This window comes from Myceligenerans cantabricum (assembly GCF_054777735.1).
Window position 1 is genome coordinate 233,836 of the sequence record NZ_BAAHAJ010000008.1, and the last position, 12,586, is coordinate 246,421.

A 12,586-nucleotide genomic window follows, 5' to 3' on the forward strand; every position below is an offset into this window, starting at 1 on the left:
ACGTGATCGTCGTCGCCGTCGTGGGGCCCACCGCCACCGGGAAGTCCGACCTCGGGCTGGACCTCGCCGAGGTGCTCGGCCCCGGGCCGGGGCGCGCCGGGGCCGAGCGCGGCCGGGCGCCCGCCGAGATCGTCAACGCCGACGCCTACCAGCTCTACCGGGGGATGGACATCGGCACGGCGAAGGTCCCCGCCGGCGAGCGGCGCGGTGTCGCGCACCACCAGCTCGACGTGCTCGATCCGCACGAGGACTCGTCCGTGGCGCGCTACCAGAGCGCCGCCCGGGCGGACCTCGACGCGATCGGTGCACGCGGCGCCCGGGCCGTCGTCGTCGGCGGGAGCGGCCTGTACGTGCGGGCTCTGCTCGACGAGATGAACTTCCCCGGCACCGACCCCGCGGTCCGGGCCCGCCTCGAGGAACGCGCCGAGCGCGAGGGCAGGCGCGCCCTGCACGCCGAGCTGGCGCGGCGGGACCCCGCCGCGGCCGGGTCGATCGGCCCGGCCAACACCCGCCGGATCGTGCGCGCGCTGGAGGTCATCGAGCTCACCGGCGCGCCGTACACCGCGAACCTGCCGCGCCAGGAGTACGTGCGCCCGGCGGTGCAGATCGGCCTCGACTGCGACCGCGCCGGGCTGGACGAGCGGGTCGAGGCACGGGTCGCGCGGATGTGGGCGGGGGGCCTGGCCGACGAGGTACGGCGGCTCGCCGCGCCCGAGCAGGGCGGCACCGGCCCGGGCCTCGGGACGACGGCGGCACGCGCCGTCGGGTACGCCGAGATCCTGGCCTGGTTCCGCGGCGAGACCGGCGAGGACGACGCGCGCGCCGCGATCGCGGCGAACACCCGCAGGCTCGCCCGCAAGCAGATGGGCTGGTTCGGCCGGGACCCCCGCGTGCAGTGGCTGGACGCCGGCTCGCCCACGCTGCTCGACGACGCGCTCGCCGTCGTCGCGGCCGCCGACGACGGCGTCCTGCCCCGTCCCGGACGAGGCCCGGTTCGCCGTAGTCTGGGCACATGAAGATCGCGTTCACCAAGGGACACGGCACGCACAACGACTTCGTCCTCGTGGCCGACCCGAAGGACGAGCTTCGTCTGGACCCCGAGCAGGTGCGACGCATCACCGACCGGCGCGGCGGGATCGGGGCGGACGGCGTCATCCGGCTCACCTCCACCGCCGCGATCGCCGCCGGGGAGGAGATCGGGGACACGATCCTCGCCGAGGACCCGTCGGCCATCTGGTTCATGGACTACCGCAACGCCGACGGCTCCGTCTCCGAGATGTGCGGCAACGGCGTCCGCGTCTTCGCTGCGTTCGCCGAGCGGCTCGGCTACACGTCGTTCGCGGACGGCGCGCCCGTGCTCGCGCTCGGCACCCGCGCGGGCGTGATGCGGGTCCGCAAGGAGGCGAGCGGCTGGTACGCCGTGGACATGGGCCCCTGGCTGCTGCCCGGCGGGGACGCGGCCCGCGACGCCGGGTACGACGCCGGGGTCGTGGTGCGCGGCTGGGACACCCCCCGCCCCGGACTGTCCGTGGACGTCGGCAACCCGCACACCGTCGTCGCGCTGGCCGGCGCCGACGAGCTGGAGGAGCTCGACCTGACGGTCGCCCCCGAGGTCGCGCCCACCCCGCCGGCCGGCACGAACGTCGAGCTGGTCGTACCCCTCGGCGACGAGACCGCGCCGAGCGGGGAGCCCGCGGCCCGTATCCGCATGCGCGTGCACGAGCGCGGCGTGGGGGAGACGCAGTCCTGCGGGACGGGCGCCTGCGCCGCGGCGCTCGCGGTGCGCGCCTGGCAGGGCGACACCGCGCCGGACACCTGGTTCGTCGAGATCCCGGGCGGCGAGGTGCGCGTCCGCGCGCTGCCGGGCGGCCACGTCGAGCTGGCGGGCCCCGCCGAGCTCGTCTTCTCCGGCACCTTCGACACCTGACCCGCCCCCGCCGAGGCGGTCCCGGCAGGCCCGGCGTACCGCCTCGGCCGGCGGGCGTCAGCCCCGTGGCGGCGAGACGCGCAGGACGCGAAAGCCCTTCGAGGTCTCCTCGCGGGTGGTCGGGAGGCCCAGCTCGTCCTCGATCCACCGGGCCAGGGAGTCGGCGCCGAGGTTCTTCTGGACCACCAGCCAGCCCGCCGCGTCCGGGACCAGACGCGGCAGCCACCGTCCGAGCATCTCGTGCAGTACCACCTTGCCGACCCGGATCGGCGGGTTGGACCACACGGCGGCGAACCGGACGCCCTCCGGCACCTCGTCCGGCGTGACCGCGCGGACGTTGCCCAGGCCGAGGCGCCCGGCGTTCCGCCGCACCAGACCCAGGGCACGCTCGTTGACGTCGACGGCCCAGACGCGGGCGTCCGGGCGCAGGGTCGCCATCGTCAGGGCGAGCGGCCCCCAGCCGCAGCCGAGGTCCAGCAGGTCGCCGTCCGGAGGGGCGGGGACCGTGTCCAGCAGGATGCGGGTCCCCTTGTCGACGCCGCCGGGGGAGAACACCCCGGCCGCGACGTCGAGCTCCACGTCCCGCCCTGCGATCGGGACCCGGACCGTGCGCAGGTCCGCGTCCGACGCCGGCCGCGCGCTGAAGTAGTGGTCGTTCGGTCCGACGTCGTCCTGGGGCACGGCACGATCCTAGGTCCGGATTTCCATGGAACCGGGACGAGAACCCGTGGGACCCTTGTTGTACCAGACGTCACCCACGCGAAAGGCGATACATGACCCACGTCCCGACCGAACCCGACGCCCCGGCCGCCGAGCCGGACGACCAGCGAGGCGCCCAGGCGATCGCGAACGACGTCGTGGCGCGGGTGCTCGCTCGGGCGGGGACCGCGCGCTCCGAGGGTGAGACCGTCCACACCGCCCACGACGGCGACCAGCTCGAGCTGGAGGAACGCAGCGCGCTGCGCCGCGTCGCGGGCCTGTCCACGGAGCTCGACGACGTCACCGAGGTCGAGTACCGGCAGATCCGCCTCGAGAAGGTGGTACTGGTCGGCCTGTTCTCCGGCGGCGAGGCCGCCGCACGCGAGGCGGAGGTCTCGCTGCGCGAGCTCGCCGCGCTCGCCGAGACCGCGGGCTCCGAGGTGCTCGACGGTCTGCTGCAACGCCGCCAGAACCCGGATCCCGGCACCTACCTCGGATCCGGCAAGGCGGCCGAGCTGGCCGACCTCGTCCTCGGCGTGGGCGCCGACACCGTCGTCGTCGACGGCGAGCTCGCGCCCTCCCAGCGCCGCGCGCTGGAGGACGTCATCAAGGTCAAGGTCGTCGACCGCACCGCGCTCATCCTCGACATCTTCGCCCAGCACGCCAAGTCCAAGGAGGGCAAGGCGCAGGTCGAGCTCGCCCAGCTCGAGTACCTCCTGCCGCGCCTGCGCGGCTGGGGCGACTCGATGTCCCGGCAGGCCGGTGGCCAGGTGGGCGGAGCCGGGGCCGGCATGGGCTCCCGCGGGCCCGGTGAGACCAAGATCGAGCTGGACCGCCGCCGCATCCGCGACCGCATGGCCAAGCTGCGGCGCGAGATCGCCGCCATGAAGCCCGCCCGCGAGACCAAGCGGCTCAACCGCAAGCGCCACGCCATCCCCGCCGTCGCCATCGCCGGCTACACCAACGCCGGCAAGTCGTCCCTGCTCAACGCGCTCACCGGCACCGGGGTGCTCGTCGAGAACGCGCTCTTCGCCACCCTCGACCCGACGGTGCGGCGCTCGCGGACCGAGGACGGCCGCGTGTACACGCTGGCCGACACGGTGGGCTTCGTGCGGCACCTGCCGCACCAGCTCGTCGAGGCGTTCCGTTCCACGCTGGAGGAGGTGGGCGACGCCGGCCTGCTGCTGCACGTCGTGGACGCCTCCCACCCGGACCCGGAGGGGCAGATCGCCGCGGTGCGCGAGGTGCTGTCGGAGATCCCCGGGATCGGCGACGTGCACGAGATCGTGGTGCTGAACAAGGCCGACGTCGCGGACCCCGAGGTGGTGGGGCGGATCCAGCGGCGCGAGCGGCACACGGCCGTGGTCAGCGCGCACTCCGGCGAGGGGATCGCCGAGCTGCGGGCGCGGATCGCGGCCGACCTGCCCCGCCCGGGAGTCCCCGTCGACGTCGTCGTGCCGTACTCGCGCGGGGACCTCGTGCACCGCGTGCACGAGCACGGCGACATCGACCACACCGAGCACGTGGCCGCGGGCACGCTGGTGCGCGGGCGCGTGGACGAGCAGCTGGCCGACGAGCTGCGGCGAGCGGCGGTCGCGGCGTCCTGACGGGGCGCCCGCCCTCTCGTCGATGTCAGTGGCGGCCCGTACGATCGATGCCGTGACCCTCCCCGCTGACGCACCCGCTACCAGTACCGACGTCCCCGAGATCGACGATCTTCTCGATCTCGCCGTCGGTGCGCTCGGCGGCGGGCGGCGCGAGGGCCAGCACCACATGGCCCGCGCGGTGACGGAGGCGATCGAGTCCGGCGAGCACCTGCTCGTGCAGGCCGGGACCGGCACGGGGAAGTCGCTCGGGTACCTGGTGCCGGCGGTGCGGCACGCGGTGGCGTCGGGGGAGCGCGTCGTGGTGTCCACGGCGACCCTGGCCCTGCAGCGCCAGGTGATCAGCCGCGACCTGCCGCTCGTCGCGGAGGCCGTGGCTCCGAGGCTGGCGCGGGCGCCGCGCGTCGCGCTGCTCAAGGGCTGGCACAACTACCTGTGCAAGCACAAGGTGTCGGGTGGCTATCCCGGTGACGAGCCGGCGCTGTTCGACCTGCCCGGCGCGGAGGACCACGCGGCCCCGGAGCCCCCGGGCCGGCGCGGCGGACCGGGCGCCGCGGGCCGTGGCGGCCGCGGGCGGGACGATCCGGCGTCGCTCGCCGACCAGGTCCGCCGCCTGCACGCCTGGGCGGGGGAGACGGACACCGGCGACCGGGACGACCTGGTCCCGGGCGTGCCGGACAAGGCGTGGCGCCAGGTGTCGGTGACGGCGCTGGAGTGCCTCGGCAGCAAGTGCCCGATGCTCGCCGAGTGCTTCCCGGACCAGGCCCGCGCGTCGGCCCGCGAGTCCGACGTCGTGGTGACGAACCACGCGATGCTCGGTATCGCGGCGGCCGGGAACTCGAACGTCCTGCCGGAGCACGACGTGGTGATCGTGGACGAGGCGCACGAGCTGGTGGACCGGGTCACGGCGTCGGCCACGGTGGAGCTCTCGGCGGCGTCCGTGGAGCATGCGGCGCGTCTCGCGCGGCGGCACGCGGGCGCCGGCACCACCGGCCTGGAGGACGCCGGCACCGCCCTCGGCACGCTGCTGGTCACCGCGCAGGGCAACAGGTTCCCGCAGGGCCTCGAGGGCGAGCTGCGCGACGCCGTCGCGGCGGTGCGCGACGCGGCGCGCGGCGTGCTCAGCGACCTCAGGCCGGAGAAGCAGGAGAAGGGCTCCGGCGGCGCGGCGGGGAAGGACGGCGACCCCGGGCTGAAGCTCGCGCAGGGCGCCGTGCTCCAGCTCTTCGAGGTGGCCGAGCGGATGGCCGCCGAGGACACGACCGCGGACGTGCTGTGGCTGACCCGCCCGGACTCCGGGTGGGGAGGGTTCAGCGAGTCGGTCTCCCGGCTGCACGCCGCTCCGCTGCAGGTCGACGGGCTGATCCGGACGCACCTGCTGGGCACGGCGACCGGGGTGCTCACGTCGGCGACGCTCGCTCTCGGGGGGACGTTCGACCCCATCGCGAGGACGTTCGGGCTGGACCGGCAGAGCGCCGCGGCGGCCGGTGACGGCGCCGCCGACGGCGAGCACGCCGCCTGGCAGGGGATCGACGTAGGCAGCCCGTTCGACTACGGGAAGCAGGGGATCTGCTACATCGCCCGCCACCTGCCCGCGCCCGGCCGCGAGCCGACCACCGACGCCCAGCTCGACGAGATCGCCGAGCTCGTCACCGCGGCCGGCGGCCGCACGCTCGGGCTGTTCTCGTCCCGCCGTGCGGCGACGGCGGCGGCCGAGGCGATGCGCGAGCGTCTCGACCTGCCGGTCCTGGCGCAGGGCGACGACCAGCTACCGACCCTGGTGCGGGAGTTCACGAAGGACCCGGCGGCATGCCTGTTCGGCACCCTGTCCCTGTGGCAGGGGGTGGACGTGCCCGGCCCGTCGTGCCAGCTGGTCCTCATCGACCGGATCCCCTTCCCGCGGCCGGACGACCCGGTGAAGGCCGCGCGCGCCCGGGCGATCGAGCAGGCCGGCGGGAACGGGTTCATGGCGGTGTCGGCGGCGCACGCCGCGCTGCTGCTCGCACAGGGCGCGGGCCGCCTGATCCGCAGCACGGGGGACCGCGGGGTGGTCGCCGTCCTGGACCCGCGCCTGGCGACCGCGCGCTACGCGTCGTTCCTGGTGCGCTCGATGCCGCCTTTCTGGCCGACGACCGACTCGGCACTGGTCCGCGGCGCGCTGGCCAGGCTCGATACCTAGCAGTCCTGCCGGTGGCAGGCCTGTGCCGGCCGGCGACCCCACGCACCGAGATCCCCGGGAGGAACCGTGACCGCAGCCGACGGCGTCACCGCCGCGCACCAGCCCGCCGCCAGGACCACGAAGCTGGCGGTCGTGGGTGCCGGGGCCGTCGGGGCGACGCTCGCCTACGCGGCGCTCGCCCGGGGCACCGCGCGCACCGTCGCGCTCCTGGACGTGAACCGGGCGAAGGTCGACGCCGAGGTCCTCGACCTCCGGCACGGCCAGATGTTCGTGCCGCAGGCGGAGGTCGTCGGGTCCGACGACGTGGCGGTGTGCGAGGGGGCCGACGTCGTCGTCGTGACGGCGGGGGCCAAGCAGAAGCCCGGCCAGACGCGCCTCGACCTGGCCGAGTCGACCGTGGGGCTCACGCGGAAGATCCTGCCCGGCATCGTCGACGTGGCGCCCGACGCGATCCTCATGATGATCACCAACCCGGTCGACGTCGTGACGTACGCGGCGCAGAAGTTCTCCGGGCTGCCACGCGAGCGGGTCTTCGGAAGCGGGACCGTGCTGGACACGTCGCGGCTGCGCGCGGCGATCGCCCGGGAGGCCGGCGTGGCGGTCGGCAACGTGCACGCGTACATCGCCGGGGAGCACGGCGACTCGGAGATCGTGCTGTGGAGCTCGGCGTCGATCGCCGGCGTGCCGCTCCTGGAGTGGCCGGGACTCGGCGGGCGCTCCGCGCTGGACGAGGCGGCCCGGGCGGGCATCGCGACGGAGGTCGTGCAGTCGGCCTACCGGATCATCGAGGGCAAGGGCGCCACGAACTACGCGATCGGGCTCGCCGCGACGAGGATCATCGAGGCCGTGCTCCAGGACGAGCGCCGGGTGCTGCCGGTGTCCTCGCTCCTGGACGACTACTACGGGATCAGCGACGTGTGCCTCTCGGTGCCCGCCCTCGTGGACCGGCGCGGTGCCACCGAGACCATCGAGGTGCCGCTGTCCGACGACGAGCTGCGCGACCTGCGCGCGTCGGCCGAGAAGGTGCGCGCGATCCAGCGCGGCTTCGGGCTGTGAGGCGCTGCCGGGTCAGCACGCCCGCGCCGACACGGCGGCGCGTCTGACCCGGCACCACGTCACAGGCTGCGCAGCACCGCGACGATGCGCCCGAGGATCCGCGCCTCGTCGCCCGGGATGGGTTCGTAGGCCGCGTTCTGCGGCATCAGCCAGACGTGGCCGCCGGTCTGCTTGAACGTCTTGACCGTGGCCTCACCGTCGATCATGGCCGCGACGATCTCGCCCTGCTCCGCGACGTTCTGCCGGCGGACGACCACCCAGTCCCCGTCGCAGATCGCGGCATCGACCATCGAGTCGCCCGCGACCTTGAGCAGGAAGAGCTCGCCGTCGCCGACCACCTGGCGCGGGAGCGCGAAGATGTCCTCGACGGCCTGCTCGGCCAGGATCGGGCCACCAGCGGCGATCCGGCCGACCAGCGGTACGTACGACGTCGCGGGCGTGGCCCCGGACTCCTCGGTCGACGAGCCCCAGTGCACCTCGCCCTGCGGCGGATTCTGGCGGGCGCCCGACGCCGGGTCGACGAGCTCCATCGCTCGCGGGCGGTTCGGGTCCCTGCGCAGGAAGCCCTTCCGCTCGAGGACCTGGAGCTGGTGCTTCACGCTCGACGGGCTCGCCAGGCCGACCGCATCACCGATCTCACGCATCGACGGCGGGTAGCCGCGAGCCGTGAAGGACTCACGGATGCACGTCAGCACCTTCCGCTGGCGGGGGGTCAGGCGCTCGGCGGCGTCGCCGAGGTCGATCGGTTCGTCGCCCCGGGCGATGGTGCCGACACTGCCCAGGCTTCCCGGCATCATGCCCGGCGTCCTCTCGCGTCCCGTCATGCTGTGGCCCTCCTCATCGATTGATGCTGCCAACTCTAGATCGGATCAGGGGGAATCTCAAACGGATGTTCGAGCGTGTCTCGACACGACGGGTGTTGCGTGCTACACAATGGTACGGGTGTTCGTCGTACAGGTGTGCGACAGGCGAGTGTTCGACAGACTATCTCGGGAGGCGGTCATGAGCACGACCACCACGACGGAGGTCCGCGGGCTCAGGAGGTCGTCGGTGCCGCGGGCGCGGTACGGCAGGCGTCATCTGCGAGTGGTGCCACCCCTCGACGCGGCGGGTGGCGCCCGCCCGGCGGCCGCGGGCGAGAGTGCCGCGCGGGAGGCCGGCGCGGACCACGCGGCCCCGGGAGGCGTCCCGGACGGCACGGGCCGCACGCTCGCAGCCCGCCTCGACCTCGAAGGGCTGCGGCTGACCGTCCGGGGCCGGATTGCCGTGGCCGTCGCGGCACTGGTCCTGGCGACCCCGGTGGTGTGGAGCGCGACGGCGGTCGCCAGCTCGCCCGAGCCGCCCACCGAGGTGCGGGCGCACGCCGTCGAGCCCGGGGAGACGCTCTGGGGGCTGGCCGTGTCCGTCGCGGAGCCCGGCCAGGACGTGCGTGACGTCGTGCGCGAGCTGCAGGACCTGAACCGCCTGGCGGGTGGTGGCCTGACGGTGGGGCAGACCCTCTACGTCCCGGCAGGGTGACTCCCGCCGGGTGAAGTCGGCGACGAAGTCGGCCGAGGGCGGACTCGTTATTGCTGGGGTCGTGTTGCATGGGTGTGGTTTGCCCGCATACGGTCAAGTCTCGGCCGGGAGAACCGGCCACTGACCGAGCCCGCAGGAGACCGCATGCACTGCCCGTTCTGTCGAAACAGCGACTCGCGCGTGGTGGACTCGCGGACGTCGGACGACGGGTCCTCGATCCGCCGTCGGCGGGAGTGCCCGGCGTGCCACAAGCGCTTCACCACCATCGAGACCGCGAGCCTGACGGTGGTCAAACGGTCCGGTGCGACGGAGCCGTTCGTCCGGGACAAGATCGCCACCGGTGTGCGCAAGGCCTGCCAGCCGCGCCCGGTGAGTGACGACGACCTCGCGCTCCTGGCGCAGCGCGTCGAGGAGGCGCTGCGCAGCACGGGCAGCGCGGAGATCGAGGCGAACGAGATCGGCAAGGCGATCCTGGGGCCGCTGCGCGAGCTCGACGTGGTCGCCTACCTCCGGTTCGCGAGCGTCTACCAGGACTTCTCGTCCCTGGAGGACTTCGAGGCGGCGATCACGGGCCTGCGCAAGGACGCCGAGGCCCGCGAGGGTGATCCCGGGGCGGCCGGCGACGGCGCCGCGCTGAGCGTCGACCCGGCGTGAGCCGGCCCGGTGCCGGTGGGCCGGGAGGGGCCGCCGTCGTGCGTGCATCGCCGGTTCGAACCGTGCAGTTCGCGTGCCGTGGGTGGAAAAGCACTGGCGCCCCGTGGCTGTCTGGGCGACTCTGGTCGAACGGACCCGGCCAGGGATCCTGAGACGACGAGGAGGTGGTCGGTGTGACGTCCGAGAACGACGACCGCAGCACGGCACCGAGCGAGGACGCGAAGGCCAAGTTCCGCGAGGCGCTGGAGCGCAAGAACAACGCGAGCCACCGCACGGCGGAGTCGGAGCGGAACACCGGAGCGGTGCACGGCTCGGAGACCACGGGCCCCGTGCAGAAGATGTTTCGCCGCAAGAGCGGCTGAGGCTGGTCGACCGAGGCCGCCGACCGGGTATCTGACCTGGTCGGCGGCCTTTGTCGCTCTCGTGGGGCACCTGATGGAAAGATAGGTGGCCCCAAGATGACACGGTTCATGACACGGTTGGAGCGCCCGCCAGCGCCCGTCAATGCCTGCCGATACACGAAGTCGGCAGCACCCCTGGCGCACCTCAGATACATGAACGCCGCGCATGAGAAGCCGCTCGACCGCACCCCGATGTGGACGCTCGACGAGCTGTGCACTGTCCTGCGTACGACGCCCGCAACGGTCTACACCTGGCGCAAGCACGGGCAGGGCCCTCGTGCCTACAAGATCGGCCGGCACCTGTTGTTCGCGGAGGCGGATGTGCGGGAGTGGCTGGAATCGTGCGCCGCGGACCCCGAGCCTCGCGACGGTGAGACGGCGCCGGAGCAGGGCGCCGCCGGATCGGGGTGGTGAGCCATGGGCAGGACCGAACTCAAGCCTGGTGAGCACGGCGAGATCTCCATCAAGCAGACCGGCCCCAAGACATGGCGAGCACGGACAAGGCTGAAGCTCATGACCGGGGACATCGTCCCGGTCTCACGCAATGCCTCCCAGGAGGACAAGGCGCGGCTCAGGGTTCAGGCGGCTGTCGCTGAGATCCTCAACGCCGCACGCGGCTCGGACGAACTCAAGCCGGACTCAAAGGTCGGACTAGCCTGCCGGCAGTGGGTCACCGAGATGCGAGTGCGCTCGACGTGGCCCCGACCGCCGATGAAGCCGCAGACGATCGACAAGTACGAGCAGCACCTCGGCAGGTACGCAGTCCCGCTGCTGGGGAAGAAACGGCTCAACGAGTTGACACCCGCCGTGTGCCAGCGCTTCATCGACTCGATCGTCGCCGGCGGCACCTCGGATGAGAACGACATGACGAACACGGCCGTCCGACTTCGAAGTGTCCTCAACATGGTTCTTGACCGCGCAGTTATTCACGACGCGATCCGCGACAACCCCATGCGCAGAACGGTCGCCCCGGCGCTCAAGAAGCCCGTGCCCAAGGCCATGACCGTCACGGACGTCTACCGTCTTCGTCAAGCCGTGCGCGACTGGGTCAAGGCAGGGAAAGACCGCCCGGGCCCTGACCCCAGCAAGCACCTGGCGGTCCTGATCGACGTCTTGCTCGGCACCGGCGTACGAATCGGCGAAGCACTCGCACTGCGGTGGGGCGAGGCGGACCTGGATCCCGCCGACGGCGCGCCAACGATCACCATCGACGCCACGATGGTCGCCATCAAGGGGAAAGGCTGCGTCCGCCAGGAGATCCCGAAGACCGAAGCCGGGGAACGAGTGATCGTGATCCCACCGTTCGCCGTCGAATCCCTCCGAACGATCCGGCCGGCGACCGCCACGGCGGAGATGCCGGTCTTCCCGTCACGCCGCTACCGGGACGACGGCACCGTCCTCAAGTGCCAGGCACCGACCAACTGTCGCCGACAACTACGCGCGGCGCTCGCGGCAGCCGAAATGACCGGCGAGGTGTACCCGCACCTGCTGCGGTCGACCGTCGCGACATACGTCGCGCGCGAGCGCGGACCGTTCGAGGCAGCGGCGCTGCTCGGACACAAGATCGACACCGGTGTGACTGGGCGGCACTACATCGAGCGGCTCAGTGAGGCGCCGGATGTGTCGGCGGTGTTGCAGGCGATGGTGGAGATCGGCGAGCAGGAGGCTCGGGAGCAAGAGCCCGTGCCCGGAGGTCTCCGTTCCATGTCCGGCCTCGATCGGCGTGCTGAGAAGGACGAGCGGGCAGCGTGACTTGCCGCACCAGAACAAGGAAAGGGCCGTCGTCCGGGCGCCCAGCCTGGGTCGGCGGCCCATTCCTGCCCCTGACTGACTGCCACGACATGTCAGGCGTGACGTCGTGCGATCACGATCGCTCCAGGAACCTCGTTGTCGGGCCGCAGGAGCAGCTCGGCCTCGATCGTGAACCCGGCCCCTCGCAGCCACCGGGCGACCTGGGCGGGCCGGCGATGATGACTGTCGACGCTGATCTGGCGGCCTGTGTATCCCTCGGTCCTGTGGCGGGTCCGGTCACCGACGTGGAACCCGACCAGGAGTGGGCCTCCTGGGCGCAGGATGCGCTGGAACTGTGTGAAGACCCCGGGTACGGCGTGATCGGGGATGTGGATGACCGACCAGAACGCCAGGACGCCGGCGACCGAGTGATCGGGGAGGTCGAGGCCGGTCATCGTGCCGACCTCGAACCGCAGATCGGGGTGGTCCCGCCGCGCGATGGCGATCATCTCCGGCGACAGGTCGATGCCGAACGCGTCCGCCCCGAGGTCGTTCAGACGTCGGGTGACATGCCCCGGACCGCACCCGACGTCAGCGACCGGCCCGCCTCCTGCCTCGCGCACCAGGTCGGCGAACAACGCCAGGCTCGCGCGCAGGTACGGGTTGCCGTCCAGCAGACCCACCACCTTCGCGGCGTAGCCGGACGCGTCGGTGTCGTAGGAGGTGCGGGTCTCGGACAACCAGTCGTCAGACATCGACGAGCACCTTACCCACCGCGATCCTGTGGTTGTCGGCAGAACTTCCGGGACGATCTGCC

Annotated in this window: 13 protein-coding genes; 10 read left to right on the top strand and 3 right to left on the bottom strand. The window is 72.8% G+C overall.

Features of this window, described 5'->3' with window-relative positions; all coding sequences use genetic code 11:
- Positions 1 to 2: 2 nt before the first annotated feature.
- Positions 3 to 1,016, top strand: coding sequence for a tRNA (adenosine(37)-N6)-dimethylallyltransferase MiaA (gene miaA / locus ACYU96_RS08270; RefSeq protein ID WP_460751472.1), 1,014 nt, complete (start codon positions 3 to 5; stop codon positions 1,014 to 1,016).
- Entirely contained in the window at positions 1,013 to 1,927 is a 915-nt protein-coding gene (gene dapF / locus ACYU96_RS08275) for a diaminopimelate epimerase (RefSeq protein WP_460751475.1), read from the top strand. Before miaA ends, dapF begins: the two co-directional genes overlap by 4 nt.
- A 57-nt stretch (positions 1,928 to 1,984) precedes the next feature.
- Here dapF and ACYU96_RS08280 read toward each other — a convergent pair whose 3' ends face one another.
- Positions 1,985 to 2,608, bottom strand: coding sequence for a class I SAM-dependent methyltransferase (locus ACYU96_RS08280; protein ID WP_460751478.1), 624 nt, complete (start codon positions 2,606 to 2,608; stop codon positions 1,985 to 1,987).
- A 92-nt stretch (positions 2,609 to 2,700) separates the two neighbouring features.
- On the opposite strand from ACYU96_RS08280, the gene hflX reads away from it, so the two are divergent.
- The 3 genes from hflX to ACYU96_RS08295 all read left to right on the top strand — a co-directional run bounded on the left by hflX (position 2,701) and on the right by ACYU96_RS08295 (position 7,465).
- Positions 2,701 to 4,233 carry a GTPase HflX gene (gene hflX / locus ACYU96_RS08285; RefSeq protein ID WP_460751480.1) on the top strand — a complete coding sequence of 511 codons (1,533 nt, stop codon included), beginning with the start codon at positions 2,701 to 2,703 and terminating at the stop codon, positions 4,231 to 4,233.
- 22 nt (positions 4,234 to 4,255) lie between these two features.
- Entirely contained in the window at positions 4,256 to 6,409 is a 2,154-nt protein-coding gene (locus tag ACYU96_RS08290) for an ATP-dependent DNA helicase (protein WP_460751483.1), read from the top strand.
- 66 nt (positions 6,410 to 6,475) lie between these two features.
- Positions 6,476 to 7,465 carry an L-lactate dehydrogenase gene (locus ACYU96_RS08295; RefSeq protein WP_460751486.1) on the top strand — a complete coding sequence of 330 codons (990 nt, stop codon included), beginning with the start codon at positions 6,476 to 6,478 and terminating at the stop codon, positions 7,463 to 7,465.
- Between the two features lie 59 nt (positions 7,466 to 7,524).
- Here the strand turns inward: ACYU96_RS08295 and lexA are convergent, their stop codons facing one another.
- Positions 7,525 to 8,289, bottom strand: coding sequence for a transcriptional repressor LexA (lexA, locus tag ACYU96_RS08300; protein WP_460751488.1), 765 nt, complete (start codon positions 8,287 to 8,289; stop codon positions 7,525 to 7,527).
- A 178-nt stretch (positions 8,290 to 8,467) separates the two neighbouring features.
- Here lexA and ACYU96_RS08305 point away from each other — a divergent pair, with 178 nt between their 5' ends.
- The 5 genes from ACYU96_RS08305 (at position 8,468) to ACYU96_RS08325 (ending at position 11,790) form a co-directional block, all read left to right on the top strand.
- Positions 8,468 to 8,983, top strand: coding sequence for a LysM peptidoglycan-binding domain-containing protein (locus tag ACYU96_RS08305; RefSeq protein WP_460751490.1), 516 nt, complete (start codon positions 8,468 to 8,470; stop codon positions 8,981 to 8,983).
- A gap of 144 nt (positions 8,984 to 9,127) precedes the next feature.
- Positions 9,128 to 9,637 (top strand): transcriptional regulator NrdR, encoded by a 510-nt coding sequence (nrdR, locus tag ACYU96_RS08310; protein ID WP_460751493.1) that lies wholly within the window; start codon positions 9,128 to 9,130, stop codon positions 9,635 to 9,637.
- A gap of 173 nt (positions 9,638 to 9,810) precedes the next feature.
- Entirely contained in the window at positions 9,811 to 9,999 is a 189-nt protein-coding gene (locus ACYU96_RS08315; protein ID WP_460751496.1) for a DUF5302 domain-containing protein, read from the top strand.
- A gap of 192 nt (positions 10,000 to 10,191) precedes the next feature.
- The gene (locus tag ACYU96_RS08320) at positions 10,192 to 10,452 is read left to right on the top strand and encodes a helix-turn-helix domain-containing protein (RefSeq protein WP_460751498.1); all 261 of its coding nucleotides are present in this window, start codon (positions 10,192 to 10,194) and stop codon (positions 10,450 to 10,452) included.
- Positions 10,453 to 10,455: 3 nt separating this feature from the next.
- Positions 10,456 to 11,790 (top strand): tyrosine-type recombinase/integrase, encoded by a 1,335-nt coding sequence (locus ACYU96_RS08325; protein ID WP_460751501.1) that lies wholly within the window; start codon positions 10,456 to 10,458, stop codon positions 11,788 to 11,790.
- 92 nt (positions 11,791 to 11,882) lie between these two features.
- On the opposite strand, the gene ACYU96_RS08330 is transcribed toward ACYU96_RS08325, so the two are convergent.
- The gene (locus tag ACYU96_RS08330) at positions 11,883 to 12,524 is read right to left on the bottom strand and encodes a class I SAM-dependent methyltransferase (RefSeq protein ID WP_460751503.1); all 642 of its coding nucleotides are present in this window, start codon (positions 12,522 to 12,524) and stop codon (positions 11,883 to 11,885) included.
- Positions 12,525 to 12,586 lie beyond the last annotated feature (62 nt).

Bases quoted from the DNA above. Each gene is read 5' to 3' on its own strand.
- ACYU96_RS08325 (WP_460751501.1), top strand. From the start codon at position 10,456: ATGGGCAGGACCGAACTCAAGCCTGGTGAGCACGGCGAGATCTCCATC.
- lexA (WP_460751488.1), bottom strand. From the start codon at position 8,289: ATGACGGGACGCGAGAGGACGCCGGGCATGATGCCGGGAAGCCTGGGC.
- ACYU96_RS08290 (WP_460751483.1), top strand. From the start codon at position 4,256: ATGTCAGTGGCGGCCCGTACGATCGATGCCGTGACCCTCCCCGCTGAC.
- nrdR (WP_460751493.1), top strand. From the start codon at position 9,128: ATGCACTGCCCGTTCTGTCGAAACAGCGACTCGCGCGTGGTGGACTCG.
- ACYU96_RS08330 (WP_460751503.1), bottom strand. From the start codon at position 12,524: ATGTCTGACGACTGGTTGTCCGAGACCCGCACCTCCTACGACACCGAC.
- ACYU96_RS08305 (WP_460751490.1), top strand. From the start codon at position 8,468: ATGAGCACGACCACCACGACGGAGGTCCGCGGGCTCAGGAGGTCGTCG.
- ACYU96_RS08320 (WP_460751498.1), top strand. From the start codon at position 10,192: ATGAACGCCGCGCATGAGAAGCCGCTCGACCGCACCCCGATGTGGACG.
- hflX (WP_460751480.1), top strand. From the start codon at position 2,701: ATGACCCACGTCCCGACCGAACCCGACGCCCCGGCCGCCGAGCCGGAC.
- dapF (WP_460751475.1), top strand. From the start codon at position 1,013: ATGAAGATCGCGTTCACCAAGGGACACGGCACGCACAACGACTTCGTC.